Origin of the sequence: Paraburkholderia sp. RL17-347-BIC-D, assembly GCF_046027915.1 — a bacterium.
GTDB lineage: Bacteria > Pseudomonadota > Gammaproteobacteria > Burkholderiales > Burkholderiaceae > Paraburkholderia.
Genome location: NZ_JARESS010000018.1, coordinates 110033 through 130192 on the forward strand (window position 1 = coordinate 110033; position 20160 = coordinate 130192).

General features: G+C 62.0%; 17 protein-coding genes. 3 read left to right on the top strand and 14 right to left on the bottom strand.

The features are described from left to right. Positions 1-3 precede the first annotated feature (3 nt). From P0D96_RS23945 to tssB, 11 genes are all read right to left on the bottom strand, one after another. Complete coding sequence (locus P0D96_RS23945; RefSeq protein WP_408293477.1) at positions 4-258, bottom strand: hypothetical protein; 255 nt, start codon at positions 256-258, stop codon at positions 4-6. A gap of 12 nt (positions 259-270) precedes the next feature. After that, entirely contained in the window at positions 271-657 is a 387-nt protein-coding gene (locus P0D96_RS23950) for a DUF4280 domain-containing protein (RefSeq protein ID WP_408293474.1), read from the bottom strand. A 3-nt stretch (positions 658-660) separates the two neighbouring features. After that, on the bottom strand, positions 661-1407 hold the full coding sequence (locus P0D96_RS23955) for a toxin-antitoxin system YwqK family antitoxin (protein WP_408315599.1): 747 nt from the start codon (positions 1405-1407) through the stop codon (positions 661-663). Between the two features lie 26 nt (positions 1408-1433). Beyond that, positions 1434-3347, bottom strand: a complete 1914-nt coding sequence (gene tssI, locus P0D96_RS23960) for a type VI secretion system tip protein TssI/VgrG (RefSeq protein ID WP_408315601.1) — start codon at positions 3345-3347, stop codon at positions 1434-1436. 1 nt (position 3348) lies between these two features. Beyond that, a complete protein-coding gene (gene tssH, locus P0D96_RS23965; RefSeq protein ID WP_408315603.1) occupies positions 3349-6039 on the bottom strand; it encodes a type VI secretion system ATPase TssH in 2691 nt (896 codons plus the stop codon). A gap of 21 nt (positions 6040-6060) precedes the next feature. Then, positions 6061-7206, bottom strand: a complete 1146-nt coding sequence (tssG, locus tag P0D96_RS23970) for a type VI secretion system baseplate subunit TssG (RefSeq protein WP_408315605.1) — start codon at positions 7204-7206, stop codon at positions 6061-6063. Beyond that, the gene (gene tssF / locus P0D96_RS23975; protein WP_408315607.1) at positions 7161-8924 is read right to left on the bottom strand and encodes a type VI secretion system baseplate subunit TssF; all 1764 of its coding nucleotides are present in this window, start codon (positions 8922-8924) and stop codon (positions 7161-7163) included. The genes tssG and tssF overlap by 46 nt, the downstream gene beginning before the upstream one ends. 1 nt (position 8925) lies before the next feature. Further along, positions 8926-9381: a type VI secretion system baseplate subunit TssE gene (tssE, locus tag P0D96_RS23980; protein WP_408183460.1), complete on the bottom strand. Its 456-nt coding sequence runs from the start codon at positions 9379-9381 to the stop codon at positions 8926-8928. Between the two features lie 62 nt (positions 9382-9443). Continuing rightward, positions 9444-9935: an Hcp family type VI secretion system effector gene (locus tag P0D96_RS23985; protein WP_408183459.1), complete on the bottom strand. Its 492-nt coding sequence runs from the start codon at positions 9933-9935 to the stop codon at positions 9444-9446. Positions 9936-10005: 70 nt separating this feature from the next. Then, the gene (tssC, locus tag P0D96_RS23990) at positions 10006-11502 is read right to left on the bottom strand and encodes a type VI secretion system contractile sheath large subunit (RefSeq protein WP_408183457.1); all 1497 of its coding nucleotides are present in this window, start codon (positions 11500-11502) and stop codon (positions 10006-10008) included. 51 nt (positions 11503-11553) lie between these two features. After that, complete coding sequence (tssB, locus tag P0D96_RS23995) at positions 11554-12117, bottom strand: type VI secretion system contractile sheath small subunit (protein WP_408183456.1); 564 nt, start codon at positions 12115-12117, stop codon at positions 11554-11556. A 433-nt stretch (positions 12118-12550) separates the two neighbouring features. Here tssB and P0D96_RS24000 point away from each other — a divergent pair, with 433 nt between their 5' ends. Then, a complete protein-coding gene (locus tag P0D96_RS24000; protein WP_408315610.1) occupies positions 12551-12859 on the top strand; it encodes a hypothetical protein in 309 nt (102 codons plus the stop codon). Positions 12860-12925: 66 nt separating this feature from the next. Here P0D96_RS24000 and P0D96_RS24005 read toward each other — a convergent pair whose 3' ends face one another. Together P0D96_RS24005 and P0D96_RS24010 are read right to left on the bottom strand one after the other, a co-directional pair. Beyond that, positions 12926-13492 carry an ureidoglycolate lyase gene (locus P0D96_RS24005; protein WP_408315612.1) on the bottom strand — a complete coding sequence of 189 codons (567 nt, stop codon included), beginning with the start codon at positions 13490-13492 and terminating at the stop codon, positions 12926-12928. A gap of 48 nt (positions 13493-13540) precedes the next feature. Beyond that, a complete protein-coding gene (locus P0D96_RS24010; RefSeq protein WP_408315614.1) occupies positions 13541-14485 on the bottom strand; it encodes a LysR family transcriptional regulator in 945 nt (314 codons plus the stop codon). Positions 14486-14781: 296 nt separating this feature from the next. Between P0D96_RS24010 and P0D96_RS24015 the strand changes: the two genes are divergently transcribed. Beyond that, on the top strand, positions 14782-15936 hold the full coding sequence (locus P0D96_RS24015; RefSeq protein WP_408315616.1) for a branched-chain amino acid ABC transporter substrate-binding protein: 1155 nt from the start codon (positions 14782-14784) through the stop codon (positions 15934-15936). A 552-nt stretch (positions 15937-16488) separates the two neighbouring features. On the opposite strand, the gene P0D96_RS24020 is transcribed toward P0D96_RS24015, so the two are convergent. After that, positions 16489-17865, bottom strand: a complete 1377-nt coding sequence (locus P0D96_RS24020; protein ID WP_408315618.1) for a DUF1214 domain-containing protein — start codon at positions 17863-17865, stop codon at positions 16489-16491. Between the two features lie 342 nt (positions 17866-18207). Between P0D96_RS24020 and P0D96_RS24025 the strand changes: the two genes are divergently transcribed. Next, positions 18208-19671 (top strand): DUF1254 domain-containing protein, encoded by a 1464-nt coding sequence (locus P0D96_RS24025; RefSeq protein ID WP_408315620.1) that lies wholly within the window; start codon positions 18208-18210, stop codon positions 19669-19671. Positions 19672-20160: the final 489 nt, after the last annotated feature.

Sequence of the window (20160 nt, forward strand, 5' to 3'; positions counted from 1 at the left end):
GGATTAATTGGTGGAGGAATCGGAGGCGGGCGATGCAGCACTCATCTGGTTATCGGCCGGCGCGGCGAATGGCGTAGGGGGCGGCGCAGGTATCGCAGCCGGTACGGCGCTCATGGCAACCGCCGCAGGCGCCGCAGGCGGTGCCACGAAACGCGCGCCGATCTCGAAACCAAGCGCGAACAGCAGCAGGCACAACAGCAGCGCGCAGCCGAGTGCGATGGTCACCATCCGCGAGGTCATCGAAAAAACGTATTGCATGCTGTGTCGTCCTCAGGGAACCAAGGTTGTGAACTGCGCCGGCGCGACGATCGAAATCACCCCGCCCCATGCGCACATCAATTTGGAAGAATTCTGCAAGGCCGGCATGTTGCCGATCAGGACGGTCGGCGAGCCTGGCACCCACGGCGCCACCGTCATCGGCACACAGGGCATCGGGGTCAACGCACCGAGCGCGGCCGCGGTCGCGGCGGCCACCACCGGATTGCCCATGCACGTGCAGGTGCCAAATGGCATCACGTTGACCATCGGCGCGTGATCCATCACGGTGGCGGCCGGCGCGCCGGCCAGCACGCCCGTGGTCGGCAGCACGTTCAGCGTCCCGGGCGCGGCGCCGAAACTGCACTGGATCGTCGTGCCCATGGTGACCAGAATGCCCATGCGTCAGCCTCTCATCCATTTTTCGAGCTGCTTGACCATGCGTGGCGGACCATCGGCGCGCGTGGCCGCCGAGGCTGCCGGACTCTGCCAGGCGCCGAGCGGCTTGCCGTCCGCATAGCGGCGCTCGGCGCTCACCTGGCCGTCCGGCGCAAAGCGGCGCACCGTGCCGTGCAGCAGGTCGAGGCGATACGGCGAGCTTTGCACCAGCGTGCCGTCGGCGGCGTAATCGCGCGTCTCGCCTTCGAGCAGACCGTTGCGGTAGCTGGCGCGCCGCACCACTACGCCGTCGTGCAGAAACACCGCTTCGCGCGAGAGCTTGCCGGCCTCGTAGTTCAGACGCGAGGTCACGAGACCGGACGGCGCATAGGTCACGCTCTCACCCTGCAGCACGCCCATCGCGTATTGACGGCGCGCGCTGGCCCGGCCGTTCGCGTAAAGCGTCGTGGGGCCGTGCAGCACGCCCGCCTCATAGGCCGAATCCTGAATCAGCACGCCTTGCTCGTCGAACACGCGCAGCGGGCCGCACAGCTTGCCGGCCACGTAATGCGCCTGAAACACGCGCACGCCGCCCGCACCGTAGCGCAGCGCTTCGCCATGCGGCACGCCGTCCAGCAGCGAGGTGCGGGCGATGCACTGGCCCACCGCGTCGTGCTCGTCCACGATCGTGGGCACACTCGCAGCCGCGCCCGCGCTCACGCCGTCGGCTTGAGGCGCGGCGGAGAGTGGCGCGAGTGGGGAGAGTTCGGTCATGGCGGGCATCGATGGAAGTGGGTCGGTCAGTTCGCCTTGATCAGGCCGCCCTTGAGCGTCAGCATCGCGCCGCCGTCCACGGTCTGCATGGCCGATGCCTTGCTCTGGATTTCCACGCCTTCATTGCTGAGCGTGGTGCCGGCCTTGTTGCCGAGCGTCGTGCCCGCCTGGTTGGTCAGCGACGTCCCAGCCTGACTGCCCAGCGAGGTGCCCGCCTTGATGCTGATGGAACCGCTCACGTCGATCACCAGATTGCCGCTGATCTTCAGCGTGTAGTCGCCCGTGGTGGTGTGCTTGAAGGTGGTGTGGCTGGTGTGCGTCTCGTCGCCGGTGACATCCACGGCGCGGGTGCCCTTGACGGTATGCGTCTCGTTGCCGGTCTCCACTGTGAGCGAGCGGTTGCCCTTCTTGACGAGGTGCGTCTCGTCGCCCGCGATGACGGTCGTGCTCAGCGCGTTTTCGATCGCGACATTCATGTCCTTCTGCGCGTGGAAGTACAGCTCCTCGCTGTTGAGCTTGTCCTCCATGCGGATTTCGTTGCCCGCCGTGCCGCTTTTGGACGAACGCGAACGCATCACGCTTTGCGTCTGCGAAGCCGGCAAGCCGACCGGCGGCGACATCTGGCCGTTGTAGACGCTGCCGGTCACGAGCGGCCGGTCGGGATCACCGTCGACGTAGCTGACCACCACTTCCTGGCCGACTCGCGGCAGGAACAAATGCCCCCAGCCCGCCCCCGCCGATGCCTGCGCGACACGCACCCAGCACGAACTGTTCTGGTCGGCGGCGCTCACGCGATCCCAATGGAATTTCACCTTGATGCGGCCGAGCGAATCGGTCCAGATTTCCTCGCCCGACGAGCCGGTGACGATCGCCGTATGGGTGCCCGCCACCACCGGCCGCGGCGTGACGCGCGGCGCCCGGAACGCGACCGCTGCGGGGAACACGTCGGCATCGTTGTCGTACTGTCCGTCCGACGCGCGATGCTCCACGCGGCGCACCACGTAGGACACATTGAATGCGCTGTTTGCGTGGCCCGCGAGGCTCACCTGGGTGCCGGCCACGAGCGCGTAGCAGGCGCTCGTGGCCCGCCCGGTCTGCTGGTCCATCTGCTGCGCGGCGAGCTGCAGCGTGGCCGCGCGCTCGCCGTCCGCGGCCGCCGCATAGCGGCCAGGAAAGGCATAGCGGATGCCGCTCGCGCCATGCGTTTCCGCGGAGGTCTGCGCGCTCAGCGTGCTCGCGCTTTTGTAGTCGTAATCGCCGACCACATAGGTTGCCGCTACGAGCCCCGTCGACATCTCGAAGCTGCTCACGCGCTCGCTCGCGTCATGTCCGACAGAATCGCCGGAAAACCGCAGCGTCGGGACAGCGCCGGGCTGGTGTGCCGACGGACTATCCGCGAGCACCATGGTGTGCGCGCCGTTCGCGAAGGTGAAGAAGTAAAAGATGCCCTCCTCTTCCATCAGCCGCGAGATGAATTGCAACGCGCTTTCGTCGTATTGCACGCAATATTCGCGCTCCGTATAGCTGCCGGTCACGCGCGATTGGACCGCGATGTTGAACGTGGACAACACCTGCTGAACGATGGCGAGCGCGGTCATGTTCTGAAAGATCGCGCGGTCGCTGCCGAGCGAGAGCAACCAGAGCCGCGGCGCGAGTTCCGCCGAGTAATAGCCGTACTGCGCGTTCGCGCCGACCTGCGCGAAGCGCGTGACGATGCCGTTGAAATAGCGCGGCGCCGCGGCCGGCCCCTCGATCGTCACCGTCGCGTTCTGCCCGATGATGGTCTGCGCATCGAGCGCCGGGTTCGCCGAGCGCATGCGCAGGTTGAAGCGAAACGGCGCCGAGATCGCCTCGTGTCCGCCGAAGCCGTCGAGCAATAGCACGTCGGCGCCGAACGGCGAAGTAATCGAGAGCAGGCAGCCGGTTTGCGTCACAGCCACGTTACTGGTCTCCCCGCGGCGCGAACCGGAATGTCACGCCGCCGGCCGGGTCGAAACCGAGATGCACACCGCCGAACGGTTCAGCGACGGAAATGCGCTCGAGCACCTCGCGCGCCAGTTCCGGCAATACGGATTGCGTGAGGATGTGATCGACGTTGCGCGCGCCGCTGTCGACTTCCTTGCAGCGCTCGGTGATCGTGCTGCCGAACGCATCGTCCCAGGTCAGCGGCGCGTGATGATTGTGCTCGAAGCGGGCGGCGAGCCGCGCGAGCTTCAGGTTGACGATCGAGGTGATCTGCGCGTCGCCGAGGTGGTAGTACGGCACCAGCACGAGACGGCCCAGAAACGCCGGACTGAACTGCCTGAGCAGAGCCGGGCGCAGACGCTCGATCAACTCGGCCGGCGGCGGGCGGCGGCCGCCCTGGCTGGCTTCGGTGATCACGTCCTGCGCGGCATTCGAAGTCAGCAGGATCAGCGTGTTGCGGAAGTCGATCGGCACGCCTTCGCCGTCTTCCATCACGCCTTTGTCGAACACCTGGAAGAACAGCTCCAGCACGTCCGGATGCGCCTTTTCCATTTCATCGAGCAGCACGACGCTATACGGGCGGCGCCGCACGGCTTCGGTCAGCACGCCGCCGCGCCCATAGCCGATATAACCCGGCGGCGCGCCCTTGAGTCCCGAAACGCTATGCGCTTCCTGGAACTCCGACATGTTCACGGTAATCATGTTGCGCTCGCCGCCATACAGCGTGTCGGCCAGCGCCGCGGCGGTCTCGGTCTTGCCGACCCCGCTCGGTCCGATCAGCAGGAACACGCCGACCGGTTTGCCCGGATCGTCGAGATCCGCGCGGAAGGTGCGCACACGCCGCGCAATCGCATCGAGCGCTTCGTCCTGGCCGACCACGCGCTCCGCGAGCTTGTCGTGCAGATACAGCACCGTGTGCAATTCGTCGGCGAGCATGCTGCCGACCGGGATGCCGGTCCAGCCGGAGATGACCTTGGCGACCATTTCCGAGTCTACGCACACCGGCACCATCGGCTCATCGCTGCGCACGGCTTCGAGGCCTTTTTCCAGTCTGCCGAGATTCGCGGCGAGCGAGGCGCTGTCATCTTCGTCCATGGACAGTTCGGTGCCCGCCACATGCTGTGCGATCTTGGCGCGCCACGCGAGAATCTCGCCGACCGCGTGCCGTTCCGTCGCCAGCTTGTCACTCATGCGCGCGTGCTGCGTGCGCTGGTCTTCGAGCTGGCGTGCGAGCGTGGCGATCGCTTCGGCGCGCTCGGCGCCCGTCGCCGCTTCGTGACGCAGAATGCGCAACTGGTTTTCGGCGGCGTCGATGGCCCGTCCCAGTGACTCGATCTCTTCGGGCACACCGTTCTGCCCGATCGCGACTCGGGCGCAGGCCGTGTCGAGCACGCTGATTGCCTTGTCCGGCAATTGGCGCCCGGAGATATAGCGCTGCGAAAGTTTGACCGCGTCGCGCACCGCTTCATCGAGAATCTCGACACCGTGATGCGCGGACAGCTTCGCCACCATGCCGCGCAGCATCTCGATCGCGACCGCTTCGGCCGGCTCTTCGACCTTGACCACCTGGAAGCGCCGCGCGAGCGCCGGGTCGCGTTCCACATACTTCTTGTATTCGGCCCAGGTGGTGGCCGCGATCGTGCGCAACTCGCCGCGCGCGAGCGCCGGCTTCAGCAGATTGGCCGCGTCGCCCTGTCCTTCGCTGCCGCCCGCGCCGATCAACTGATGCGCTTCGTCGATGAACAGAATCACCGGCACCGGCGAAGCCTTCACCTCGGCGATCACCGACTTGAGACGGTTTTCAAACTCGCCCTTCACGCCGGCGCCGGCCTGCAGCAACGCCAGGTCAAGCGAGCGCACCGAGACGTTGACGAGCGCGGGCGGCACTTGACCCAGCACGATCCGCTGCGCGAAACCCTCGACGACCGCCGTTTTGCCCACGCCCGCTTCGCCCGTGAGAATCGGGTTGTTCTGGCGACGGCGCAACAGCACGTCGATCAGTTGACGGATTTCCGCGTCGCGTCCGTAGATTGGATCGATCGCGCCCGAGCGTGCTTGCGCGGTGAGGTCGATCGTGTATTGCGCGAGCGCGGACGCGCGGCCGCCGTTGTTCAGATCGGCGGACGGCATCGCCGAAGACTGGGCCGCTCCGGCCGGTGCCTTCGACGCGCCGGCGCCAGTCGCCACGCTGCCTTCGGACGATCCCGCGAGAATATCGGATAGTCCATCACGCAGCGCGCCACGCGCGATCTTGAGCAAGGCCGGCGCCGAGTCCATCAGCATGCCGCGCAGGCTGTCCACCTCCAGCAGCGCCAGCACCAGCGTGCCCGAGCGGATCTGCTGCTCGCCGAGCAGCATCGAACTGAGCAGCCACGCTTCCTGGAAGAGCGGCGAAAAGTTCGGCGACAACGCCGGCGTGCGGCCATTGCCGCGCTTGAAATGGTCCACGGCGTTCTGCAACTGCGCGGTGAGATCGGCGGCGCGGATTTCAAAGCGTTCGAGAATCGCTTTCAGATCCGGTGCATCCGATTCGATCAACTGCAACAGCAGATGCTCGATGTCCACGTTGTAATGCGTGTGCCGCACGCACAGTTGCGCGGCCTGTTCCATTGCCAGTTTGCAGACCGGGTCGAGCCGGCTCAGCAAGGTTCGAATGTCGATATCCATGGGGTCTCAGTGGCCTTCGTCTTATCCGCGACCCATGGCCGCGGCCATGGAGTTCGCTGCTGCTCGCGTGTTGGTGTGGGCCGCCGTGGCGGCATGGAGCGGCGCCTCGGCCGTGCGCATCGCCAGCCGGACCGCTTGAGGCCGGGCATTGGCGGCGCGCGAAGTGTCACGCTGGCCGCCCACCCACGAGGTCCAGCCCAGCCGTGCCGCCGCCGCGCCGCCCAGCGTGCCCGCGCTCGCCGGTTTCGCGCGATGCAGCACGAACGACACCTCATGGTCCTGTTGCAGATAACTGCGCACGAGCCACGCCGCGAGTTCGTGCGCGTCGCCGCCCGGCAGAAGCGCGGTGAACAGCGTCTCGGACAGATCGAAGAATTCGATGCGCAGCCCCGCCGACTGACTCCACGTGCGCCGCCCGAGCACCGCGAGTCCGCCGAGTCGCGGTGCGCGCGTGCCGGGACGCGCGAGGCGCAGCGAATCGGCTGCATCGACCGTATGCCAGCCGCCGACGAATTGCGCACCGCGCACCGTCACGCCGAGCCGGTCGGAGAGCAGCGCGAGCAGGCCCGTCATCGAACGCGGCGCGCCGCCGAGCAAGCCGGCATGACGCAGCCACAACGACGCGCCGCGCGGACCACGCGGGCCGCCGTGCAGTCCGAGGTTGCCGAGCGCATCGAGGCACGCGGCAAGTTCGGCGTCGCGCGGCGAGCGGCTCGCCAACGACGGCGCAAGCTTCTGCCGGCTGCGGTAGAGAAACGACAGAAAGCGATGATTGAAGATGTCGAGCAGGTCGCCCATCGCGGTTTCGCGCGCGGCGCGGCGGGCCAGCACCATCTCCGTGAACGGCATCGGCAACGGACCGTTGGCACCGGCGAGCGTCATCACCGGCGTGGTCAGCGTGTAGGTTTCGCGCGGCTCCTGCGCGTCGTTCGCGTGCGGATGACACTGCGCGCTGCGGATATCGCTCGCTTCGAACGCGAGCGAGACGAAGCCGCGCAGACGCACTGCCTCGTCGGTGCCGTCGCCATAGCCGAGTGCGCGCGTCCACGGCTGCGCGCGTTCGAGCAGGTGGATCGCCTGAAACAGGTCGAAGCCTTGCGGCTGCGCGACGAGACGAGCGATCAGAGCGTTTGCTGGCTGCCGGTCATCGGCGCCCATTGCTTCCATGTCTCGTCTCCGCGGCGCACGACCAGCCGCACAAAGGAATTGACCGACGTGTACATCGCGAAGAAACGCGCGAGTACCGCACCCATCAGCAACGGCGAGCCGCCGACGAAGGTATCGGCGTCGAACTCGATGCTGACCTCGGTGCCACGACAGTAACCACGCCAGGCTTCGGTGCCGACGTGCGCGGTGATCGGGCGCGCGTCGATACTACGAATGCCGCGGATCTGTGCCTCTTCGCGTGGACCGTCGGATGCGAACAGCCGCAGCATGTCCTGCAGCTCGCGCCGGCCGGTCGCGCCGCCCACCAGCGAGTGATAGTTGCGCGTCAACAGCGACACCAGCCGCCACAGCGTCGCGCTGTCGAGCGGAGGATTGCGCTGCGAAGTCGGCTCGTACAAACAGCGCGCCCGCGCATTCTGTGAGACGCGCTCCACCAGCATGCGCGCGCCGACCGGCACCTGTTCGGCCAGGCGCCGGTTGGTGCACAGCACGTTGGCATATACCACCGGCGTATCCGGCTGGCCGGTCACGTTGCCGGCGTCGACGAAACCGAGATACAGATCGATGCCCGGCGCGTTGCTGCGCACGCTCTGTTCGCGGCGCGCCGACCAGTACATCGTGTCGGCCGCCGCGCGCGGATCGTCGAGGCGATCCGCCGCTGTAAAACACGGCAAGGTGACGGCGCGATCCTGCGCGGGATCGGAAGCGATCACCGACAGGATCGAATGAATTTCTGTGATCGCTTCGCGCTTCTGGTCCGCGACGAGACGGTACTCGTAATGGCGCCGGTCGATCACGATCGGCTCGCTCGTCTGCGAGAACAGGTTGACGATGGGCGTGCAGCCGAGCCGGAAATGCTGGGCGCCGAGCATGCCGAGTCCGCGCGGAACGCGATCCAGATGCAGGACGATCTCGCAGGTGCGCCCGGTGCCGAGCTTGCCGGCGGGCACGTGCAGATCGAAGAAATGAAACTTGCGCGGAAACGCGAAATACTCCTGCATCAGCGTGTACGCAGGATGCGCGTGCGAAGGCTGCGGCAAGACGGTGTCTTCCGGCGCATAACCGACTTCGCGCCACGCCGAGGGCGGCAGCATCGTGGCCGGTCCTTGCTCGGGACGCACGCCGACATCCGTCACGTTCGCGACCAGCAGTTCATAGAGCGGCATGGTCACGACCCAGTCGCCATGCAGATGCACGCGCAATTGCGTGAGTTCGAGTTCGGAAAAATCGACGCCCGCGTCGCATTCCAGCGTGAGCCGCAGCGTGGAGTCGTCGCCGAATGCAGCGCGGCTGATTCTGAGCGGCCACAACACGGTTTCCCACGCGGTACGAAAGCGGCAGGCATCGCCCGTCTCCGTCATCGCGGCAAGGCCGGTGTGGCGCGGTACGCGAAAGCCTGCCGTCACCTTGCCCTGCGTCGGATCGAGCTCGAACTGCGCGACGGTCATGGACGGCACCGTCTGAATCATCGAGGGGCACACGTTGTCGAGCAGCGCGCTGGCAATTTGCGGCGCGGCCTGGTCGAGGTCGCGATGCACGCGCGCGGCGAGAAACGCGGTCGCCTCGATCAAGCGCTCGGTGTGCGGGTCGAGCGATTCGGTGCCATGCAGCGCGAGGCGCGACGCGACCTTGGGATAACGCTGCGCGAAATCGGAGCCCTGGGTGCGCAAGTACGACAGCTCGCGCTTGTAGTACTGGAGAATGTCTTCGGCGGCCATGTCAGTCTGCGTCCTTCCAGCGTGCATCGGCGCTGCCGCGCGCGCCGCCCTGCAATTCGAAGAAGACGTGTTCGACCGACCGGTTCACGCGCATCTTGCCGTCCACCGTTAGCACGGCGTGGCGCTCGTCGCCGGATGGAAAGTTGAAGTCCACCTTGACGTCGGCCAGTCTCGGCTCGAAGAACGCGATCGCCTGGCGCACGGCGGCGACGATGGCGTCGCGGTCGCGCTGCGAGCGCAGCGACAGATCGGAGAAATCGGGCAGCCCGTAGTCCAGCACGGTTCCGTCGCTCATCGCGAAGGTTTCCATCGTCAGGCTCGAACGCGCATTGAGCAGACGCGACAACTCCCGCGCGACGGATTGCCGAAGCGCGTGCTCGCCTTGCAACCACGCGTCAGCGTCTTCTACAAGACGCTCGAACAGAGGAAGGGGAAAGCCGTTGGCGATTGCCGACATACGCAAAACCGGTTGAACCCTGACAGAGCGAAAACGCCCGCCTCGCGGCGGGCGGCGAAGCGTTACGCAGCGGGGCTGATCGCCTTGTTGGTGGTCAGATCCCAGCCGAACGGCGCGGTGCCGGCCAGCGTCGAATCCGCGTTCTGCTGGGTGTATTGCGAGGTCATCGCCGTGAAGTTGATGGTGAACGAGTCCATCATGCTCGAGCCGCCACCGCTCGTGGTGATGTTCGCAATCATCGCGTTGGTCAGCACGTACTTCATTTGCAGCATGAACTTGCCGCCTTCGTTACGGCCGATCGAGATCGTCGCGTTGCCGAGCTTCGTGCCGGCCGTACAGGCGGCGTACAGCGCGGGCGTCGACTGATCGGTGTCCTTGCTCAGATTGAATTCGCTGAACGACGGACGGCCGAGGGTGCGCTCGGTGTTCGACGTGTCGGGGTTCATCGTGATCGCCACGCTTTGCGAGAACGACGTCAGCTGAATGCCGTCCTTGAAGCCGTCGATCAGCGAGTTGCCCTTGACGTCCTTGAATTGCAGGATGATGGTATCCATAACTTGCCTGAATCAGATAGGTGAATGAAAGCGGTATGACGCGCGCGTGGCGCGCGTCATACATCGACGATTAAGCAGCCGCGCCCGGCAGATCCGCCACGAGGCGGATCGAGGCCGTCAGCTCTTCCATCTGGAAGTGCGGCTTCAGGAAACACGTGGCGCGATACGCACCGGGCTTGCCCGGTACTTCGGTCACGTCCACGCGAGCCTGGCCGAGCGGATAGCGCGCCTTCTGCTCATGCGAGGCCGACGCGTTGATCAGCACGTACCCTGCAATCCAGTTGTTCAGATAGGTCTCGACATCGGCGCGGGTCTGGAAGCTGCCCACTTTGTCGCGCATGATCACCTTGATGTAATGCGCGAAGCGCGACGCGGCCAGCACGAACGGCAGACGCGCGGAAAGTTGCGCGTTGGCGTTGGCTTCGTCCTTGTTGTAGGCCTTCGGCTTGTTGACCGTCTGGCCGCCGAAGAAGGTCGCGAAGTCCGAGCCCTTCGAGTTGACCAGCGCGATAAAGCCGAGATCGCTCAGTTCCTTCTCGCGGCGATCGGTGATCGTGACTTCCGTCGGGCACTTCAGCGTGATGTCGCCTTCATTCGTCTTGTACGCATGCGCCGCAATACCGTCGACCTTGCCGCCGCCTTCCACGCCGCGAATCGCCGTGGCCCAGCTGTACTTTGCGTAGGCGTCGGTAATGCGCAGGCCCAGTTGATAGGCGGAGTTCGCCCACAGGTACTTGCTGTGATCCGTACCGTCGACGTCCTCTTCGAAACCGAACGATTCGACCGGGTTGGTCTTCGCGCCGTACGGCAGACGCGCCGCGTAGCTCGGCAACACGAGCGACACGTAACGCGAGTCTTCCGATTCGCGGAAGCTGCGCCAGGCGGCCAGTTCAGCGCTTTCAAACGTCTTCGACAAGTCGCGCGCGACGCCGAGTTCAGTGTACGACTTCAGGTCGAACAGGCTCGGTGCGGCAGCGGCGATGAACGGCGCATGCGCCGCGGCGGCCACGCGCGAGATGCGCTCGAGCAACGCCATGTCTTGCGGATGACGGCCGAACGAATAGTCGCCGACCAGCAGCGAGAACGGGTGGCCGCCGAATGTGCCGTACTCTTCTTCGTAGATCTTCTTGAACAGCACGCTCATGTCGTGGTCGACAGCCGTCTCGAGGTCCTTGTGCAGTTCCTTCTTCGTGACGTTGAGCAGTCGCAGCTTCAGGTTCGTACCGGTCTCGGTGCCGAACACCATGTCGTGCAGGCCGTACCACGACGCTTCCAATCCCTGATAGGCCGAGTCATGCATGATCGCGTTGAGCTGGTCGGTCAGCAGCTTGTCGATTTCGGCGACGCGTTCGTTGATCATTGCCACGACGCCCTTGTCCGGGCTCGTGCGCATGCCTTCGTCGAGAATCTGCGAGGCGAGCTGGCCGATGAGCTTTCTCGCGTAGCCGCCTTGCGACGGCTCGACGGCCATGTTGCCTTCCTGAACGATGCGCTCGAGCAGGCTCAGCTCGGCGACTTGCGTGCCGGCGTGTGCGCCCGCGGCTTCGGCGGAGATATTCGTTTCCATCTGGGTCAGTCCTGAGAGGAGTGTCGCTTCAGCGACGCTGAAAATTGGCCGTCACTCGGACGGGGTGTCTTCCGTCGTCGGTGTGACTGCGCTTGCCTGGGCCGCCGTGGCCGCCGGCGCATCGCCGACGTAGGCCTGGCTCTTCAGCTTCTTCAGTTCTTCCGAGTTCTGAACGATGCGCTCCAGCATCGAATCGAGTTCGTCGTTGCCATCGAGCTTGGCAAGCAGATCGCGCAATTGCTGACGCGCTTCGAGCAGCTTGGCCAAACGCGGCACCTGACGCACGAGGCTTTCCGGATGAAAGTCGGCGAACTGCTGAAACTTCAGCTCGACCTTCAGATTACCTTCGCCTTTCATCGTGTCCGGCACCGACAGCTCGAGGCGCGGTTCGATCTTGCCCATGATCTCGTCGAAGTTGTCGCGGTCGACATCGACAAAGCGGCGCTCTTTCAGCTTAGGCAGCGGCGTGGCCGGGTGGCCGGAAAGATCGGCCATCAGCCCGACGACCATCGGCAATTCACGCTTCTCGATAGCGCCGCCGAGTTCGACGTCGTACGTGATCTGAACGCGAGGCGGACGATTGCGGCCGACCCATTTCTGCAAACTATTGGACATGAACATCCCCGAGATAAAGAGAACTCGAATTACGTTTTGACAAGGCGTCCAGAAGCACGCCCCTGACTCGATTCAGGTGCAACACATAGCGGGGATAAGTTGTAAAGCGAAGGACTCGCACTACGTCCTTAGGGTAATACCGAATACGCGCATTACTTCGGACTGCGCCCTACTGGTCCGCCCGTTGCCGTGTATCCGGTATGGTTGCAAGTCGATGCGAATCCCCGTCACGCATCAGCTCACGAATAGCAAATAAATTAAAAAAGTCCGGGAGGTTTATGACACGCGTTGGTCACGCGCGCGACATTTTCCTTTTGTCTGATGTTAGGCCTGGTTTATTTTTGATTACCAATTTTTTCCGATACTTAACTTTTTTTGATAACCGCCGCAAATAGCGCTGCAGTGGCGACGTATCGAGTCTCTCTCAGGCTGTTTGACTGAGAGCGCCAATTCTAAAGAGAAATTTTTAGGATTCAAGGAGAATTTATTCCCGCTTATCACACCGTCTCCCCCCTGTTTTCGGCACGGCGCGCGAATCCTGAAGGCCTGGAGTGCTAATCATTTTCGGCACGGCCGTTCTGAAAAAAGCGAGCGAGCCGACGTCTATGCACTTGCTGTTTATCAGAAAGCCAGTGGCGTCGATTCGACCGGCAAGGCTGCGGTGGCTAGCATTGCTAGCGTCACGGCGGCGTCTGGGAATCACGCGGTGCTGGCGCGTGCGGGGTTGCGCTTCAAGTTCTGAGGATGAGAGTTGGGACCGGCGGGGATATAGCGCTCTCCGCCTTCCCCGCGTGAGATGATGGACACTTCATCGAGATATAGGCGTCTGTTCGAGACCAGACGCGCCCACAACGCAATGAGGCGGAATCTGCCGGATCGCGCTTTCACCGGCGGGCGCACCTGTCAGCAGATGAACCGCCAGGTCGAATGTCGTGGACCGGCGCGTCAGCACCAAGCAGGTCACTTCGCTCTGCAATGCACGCGTGGCATGCCAACAGCGCGGCCGCATGCAGATTCCTTCGCCGACCGGCACTTCGAATGCCGCCAGTGAATCGAGGTCGGGGTGTCCATCCGAAGTACACGTCGCGACGATCTGAACGATTGGCCCCGTAAGCGGCACGACGGCCTGCTCGGTCAGCCAATGCGCTTCGAGTCTCGCCACCTCGGGTTGACGATCGCGATATCTGACCCAAAGAATCTCCGGATCTCCAGACACGCCAGCATCGAACAAATGCTCGCGCCAGAAATCGGAAGACGGGCTGCTGAACGATGGCGCCGCGCCATCCTCCGGGAACGGTTTGCCCAACATCCGGCCATAGGGGGCGAACGCGTCGGGGACAAGCGGCTGAACGGAAAGCGATGCGGTAACCGACATGTAATAACACTCGTTGATGATCGAAGGAAAAGACGCCCACTGCGGCGCTTATTGACGCGACAGCGCTTCGTCGGTATCTGGAAAGAGCGCTATATCCGGCCCGTACTCGAGGCTAAACTCCCGCATGACTTTCAACGCAAGATGCGTGATCGACTCGCATAGCAAACTATCGGGACTTCGGCGGAAGGATGCGAAGAGCGGAAGTTCCGGGACTCGATGCGTCACTTTCAGCAGTTGCAGATGACCCGACTCCAGTTCTCGCGTCACGAAAGCTGTCGGCAGAACCGCGATACCGAAGCCGTCGAGCACAAGCCGGATGATCGCCGCGACCGACGACACGCAATTGATCTGCACGCGCGGTTCGCCAGCGGCTGCGAACAACCCTGCAACGAACACATGTGGCGACGAATGGCGAGCAAAACTCACGATCGGAAAGCTCGCCAGTTCGACTTCCGATAGCGCTTCCGCCGACAGATTCAGCGACGGACTCGCCACCCATCGCATGGGCAATGCGCCGAGCGAAACATTTTCCGAGTCGGCTCCGGCGACCGCCGTGCTCAGGAAGGCGATATCCACATTCCCATTGACCAGTTGCACGGAAAGGTTCGTCGAGGTGTCGCAGGTCAGTTCGATCGTCAGGTTCGGGTATTCATCGCGCACTCTGCGCAGCAACTCGGGTAGCCATGTGTGCACGACTGATTCGATCACGCCGACCCGTAACAACCCGCTCACGTCCGAGCGGTCGCTCACGCTCGCGAGCATGTCGTTAGTGAGTTTGAGAATCTGCTCGGCAAAGACCAGCGCTTTGGTGCCTTCCTGCGTCAGCTTGACGTCGCGCGGGCCCCGATCGAATAGACGCACGCCGAATTCCTGCTCGAGCGCGGATATCCGACTGGAGATTGCGGCTTGGGTCGCGTGCAAGCGTTCCGCGGTCAAACGAAAATTGCGGAGCTTGGCGAGCCATACAAAGGTTTCCAGAAAGCGAACGTTCATCAGATACTCAGTGTAGTTACCGGACCTACCGACACATTCGACATACCACGCGGCATCAACCGAACTTCCTGAGCGCGCCAACGGAGTTTAGCGCTGCAAAATCGCTCGCGTGACAATAAAAACTGGCCGCCTGCGTCAACTTTTCGTTGTGACCGTTCCCGCTCAATCGCTGAGGTCAATCACGGGTAATCCCGCAGACCATCAAGTTTTATCTATTGCCGGTCAATAGAAAAAATCGTTGGACGGAAGAATTTGGCGTTCGAATACTGGCTTCACTGAAAAAACGGAGCCGCGTCATGTCACTCTCTTTCGACAAATTCAACCTGACACTGAAGGTCACCGCCGTGACGCTGCTGCTGACCAGCGGCGGCAGCTTCGCCGCGGAACCTGTCGTGGTTCTTATCGGCCATGCCGCTCCGTTGACCGGGCAACTCGCTCATATGGGCAAGGATAGCGAAAACGCCGCGCGACTCGCCATCGACGAGATCAACAGCCAGCATCCGGTCATTGGCGGCAAGCCGGTCCGTTTACAACTCGACGCCCAGGACGACGCCGCCGATCCGCGCACCGGCACGCAGGTCGCGCAAAAGCTCGTCGACGACGGCGTGGTAGCTGTGGTTGGCGATATTAATTCTGGCGTGTCGATTCCCGCGTCGAAGATCTATAGCGAGGCCAGTCTCGTTCAGATTTCACAGGGCTCGACCAATCCCGCCTACACGTTGCAAGGCTTCAAGACGACCTTCCGTGTCGTCGCAACGGACACATTGCAGGGACCGGCGCTGGCCCACTACGCGATCGATTCGATGCACGCCAAGCGGATTGCCATCGTCGACGATTCCACCGCGTACGGTCAGGGTCTTGCCGATGCCTTCGAGAAAGCCGCAAAGGCGCGAGGCGCGACGATCGTGACGCACGAATCGACCAACGACAAAGCTGTCGATTTCCGTGCGATTCTCACGAAAATCAAAGGAATGAAGCCGGACGCAATCATGTACGGCGGCTCCGATGCGACTGCCGGCCCGCTAGTGAAGCAGGCCGCGAACCTGGGCATTGCTGCAAAAGTACTTGGAGGCGACGGCGCGTGTACGGACAGCATGATCCAGCTCGCCGGTAGTGCGATCGGCAACGTGACGTGTTCTGAAGCTGGCCTCGCCTTGTCGAAGATGCCCAAGGGTCAGGAATTCGACAAACGCTATGTGGCACGTTTCGGGACGACGATAGATGCCTATGCGCCATTTACCTACGACGCCGTCTACGTGATCTACGACGCCATGAAGCGCGCGAATTCGGCCGAGCGGGCAAAAATTCTAGCGGCGATGCCCTCCACCAGCTATGAAGGCGTAATTGGACGCATCGCGTTCGACCCGCATGGCGACCTCCGCGACGCCGCGATCACGATCTATCAGTTCAAGGACCGAAAGAAAACCGTGATGGATGTCGTTCGGATGTGATTGCGGCCTAGTGGCTGCAAACTGAAGCCGCGTTTCACCGATTTCCTTGGTATGGGTTGAAGGACCGCGGGAATACGAGTCGATCATCAGTTCGTCCAATGTCGCTCGTAACGCAAGGATCATCAGGGATTTTCCAGACGACTGTTAGCGGTTGCTCGAGGCGTATTCACGGTGCTCGCTTTCGCCAGATAATGCCTCGACCTCGCAACGGCGGCACAGCGCTGCCCGGCAAGAAACGGCGGGCAGACGGCGAAGGGCGAATGCGAGCGCACAACCGAAGGCAGTCCCGGATGACGATCCGACTCATACAAGCGACACGAGAACGGCCATTGTCTGAGTTGCAGGTGACACTCGAACATCCGTAACTGGCCCCGGTGCCGCCTCATGCACTGGACGCTCGCGGCCGCTTCCGGCGCCGAAATCCCTACGAGCCGACCCCCGTGTCATTCCGGCTTGCAGCAGTGACCCCCGCCTGGCAAACGACAGAGACATCCGGTTCAGTCTATCGAAGTCGCACCTCGACAAACTGAACCGCGATTGCACGTTGCGTCGTTATTTCACGTTCACGATCGGTGCCGGAAACCACTGACCTTGCTGGACCTCGTCTTTCGGCACATAAGTACGGAAGTTCAATGAGAATCCCTTGCCATCCGGCGTAGGCAGCCAGTTGCCTTGCGGCACATTTTTCGGTCGAACGGGTGCGAGCCAGATACTCGTGCTTCCATCCGAATTTGCCTTCAGATGCGATACATTGTTCAGGTTATACCGATGCAGCGCGTTGGACACCACGCGATAATCCGGCACGCTATACAACGTGATGGACCAGAATCCATTGACATGTGCATCCGGCCTTTCACCCTTCGGAAAACGGATCTCGTAGGTCTTGCTACCGTCGAGGGGATGGTTATCGCTATCGTTTAGGCCGACAAAGTAGATTGCTTCACTGATGACATTGGCCCACAGGCCACCGTAGTTGACGATGTCACGTGCCACGTAATCATTGCCGAACTTGCCCGCGACATAAGTGACCGACCAGCCGCCCTTCTGCGTCCCAAATCCTTTGGCATGCTGTAAGAAGCCCGGAACCGCCTTTGCCTTGACGACCTCGTTCACCCGCTTGCGTGCCGCGTCACTGCTCTTCGCATAGTTAGCGACGTTGATTGCCGACGCCTGAAATGCGGCGGCCTTCGGCATGGCGTCAGGATACGTGGCCAGTGCTTCGCTCACGTGATCGAAGATCTCGGCTCCAATGGGCGCGGCCGGCGTGAAGGACGGCACGGGAAAAGGCGCGTCGATCTTTGCGTCCGGCGACGCAACGACAGTGAACTGATGTTGCAACTTCACGGCCGTTTTTGGCGAGCCTTTGAGTTCCACTCGCGCCAGCAATTTGGCCTTCGCCGACGGCAATTCGATCTTGACCGCGTCAGGCGGCACCGGCGGATTGGTACCCTTGATCACGAGCGCAAACTTGCCATACGGATGATCGGGATATGTGCGCTCATTGATGTTGGTAATGACTTCGCCCCACCCGTCTAGCAACTGCGCCGTGTAGTAGCGGCCCGTCACTTTGGGCACGTTCAGGATGACTGCGTGATCCGGATCGGCCGCCAGCCAGGCTTCCAGATAAGCCACGTCGAGATTCGGATTGACAAACTGGGCCGAGCCAAGCGGATTGTATTTAATTTTGTTGTAACCCGCCTTCTCGACGTTGATGTCGTAATTCTCCTGCTGCAACACCAGATAGCGCCCATACAGATAATTCCATGCGGCCACGATCTGTTCATCAGTCGGGGCGCTCGCATTCGCAGTCGTGCTTGCGGCCGGTGCCTGACTTCTACCCGGCGAACTGCAGGCCGCCACGCCCATGCCAATCAAACCTGCTGCAATTACGGAGAACGTCAATCTCGTCGCATTGGTAGTGCTTAGCATTGAACTAGTCCTCTTCTGGATGGATGACGGAAAGCTTACATTGATTAAGAAAATCTTGATAGAGTGTCACGGCAGTGAGTGCCGATATCCAGATCACACTATGCGACTCAGCTAAATTCGCAAAAACATCAAGCTGCGGGCGGGATCGGTGTTAATTGAACGACAGTGTTCTTTGCACTGCTTTCATGATGGATAACGCAACGGTGATAAGGGGTGCCCATCGAGCTTCAGTGCTGATCCGGCAATGCTACGAGTCCCCGTAATCCGAAGGGCGGCTTGCCGTTAGCTGCGGACATGACGACGCCTGGCCTGGCGTTCCAACATTCTCAACGAGGAGTCAATGTGAATCTGAGGCATATGATCGTGGGCTTAGGTGTGGGTGTGGGCGTTTCAACGATGTGTGTGGCGGCTGCAGCGCCGCCCTCTGTTGCGCAGTCCGCGTCCGAAATCCTTGGGACGCCCACCGGCACGGTGATGACCAAAGAGTATGTCGCTACGGTTGGCCGGTTCGCCTATCTCTGGGGCTGGGCGCTGGTGAATAACTACAACCGCTCGCTTGCCGTGAAAGACCTGCCGGAACCCGGCCGGATAGGCGGTGTGATTCCCGGTTCGCCGCACAACCAGGTTTCCATGCTGACTGATTACATTGATTCGGCCGAGAATTTTGTCACGTGTCCCAATCAGGATACGGTGTATGGCGCGGGATTTATGGAACTCGACAAAACCCCCGTCATTATCCAGGTTCCGGATTTCGGCAAACGCTTTTATACCTATCAGCTCTCCGACGCGAGAACTGATTCATTCGGCGAAATCGGCACGCAATACAGAACAAAGCCCGGGCTCCATTTACTGGTTGGCCCCGAATGGAAAGGGAATGTCCCGAAAGGGATTGTCGCGGTTCACCGTGCACCCACCAATCTCGTGGCCATATTTCCCCGGGTTTTTCAGGACGACACACCCGAAGACAAAGCAGCAATTCAACCTCTGTTAAGTCAGGTCATGGTGTATCCATTAAGCGAATACACCGGGAAGATGAAGATCAAAAACTGGAAGAGCACCCCCTCTTTCCCGCCGCCGGCTACCGACGGCAAGGGCGAAGTGAAGTGGGTCATCCCGGACAAGTTCTTCGACGAGCTTCCTCTGGTCATGAAGATGGTACCGCCTCGGCCCGGCGAGCAAGCGCTCTACGCGACGATCCAGTCTGTGCTGGACGCTGCGGCAAAAGACCCGCAAATCAAGGCAATGTTGAACGAGACGGCGGCGGCCTCGGAGGCCGATCTGATCAGCCCGCTCTTCGAATTTCGCAACAACGGCCGGCCGGTAGGCAACGGCTGGACGTCTCCGCCCAACGGGGCGCGCTGGGGTACCGACTACCTGTCGCGCACGGCATCGGCAAAGTCGAATATGTACGACAACGCGCCGCAGGAAACCCGCTATATCTATACGGACTTTGACGCGAGCGGACAACGCCTGGCGGGGGCGAATCGCTACACGGTGACATTTCCGAAGGGACAGTTGCCTCCGGTAAACGGATTCTGGTCATTGACGGTCTATAACAAGGAGCATCTGTTCGAGGCGAACAGATTGAACCGCTTTTCGCTCGGCACGAAGAGCAAATCACTGAAGTACAACGACGACGGCTCGCTCACGCTCTATTTCCAGAACGACTCGCCTGGCGAAGACAAGGAATCGAACTGGGTTCCTGCGCCGAAGGACGTGTTCTCGCTGTACATCCGCGCCTACTGGCCCAAGGCCGCCATACTGGATGGATCGTGGACGCCGCCACCGGTGGTACGCGTCAACTGAAGCGAGGTTCACGGGGCGCGTCGGCGCCTCGTGAACTTGTTGAACGTCCGCTTCCGGTCGCGAAGGTTGACTGTCTGCTCATGGCCGCCTTGGACGCGCGATCAGTTATCGCTCCGCCTGTTGCTCTCTCCGATGTCGAATCAGCACTGCCGCTAGCCGGACAATGATTGTCGCTAAAACGAAGATCATAACGAGTAACGCGCCGCGCAATGCGCTTTCTTCGCCCTCAGAACCGATGACGCCAAATAGATCGAACACTAGCGTCAGCGCAGCCCATACGGCATCACTACTGCCCCGAATCCGCTGCCTACGAGCGTCGAGAGCTTCTGGCCGTTGAGTGCAAAAGTACAGTGCCCTGGCATACCGATCCTTTGAGCCTGTGAGTGCCGTAAATTATGACAAATTGCGCGGTTTGCGCATTTGGTGTGTCGCGGTGCGCGAGAATATGCAGGGCGCATTGATAATCTACCGGCTACGAGACCACGCGAC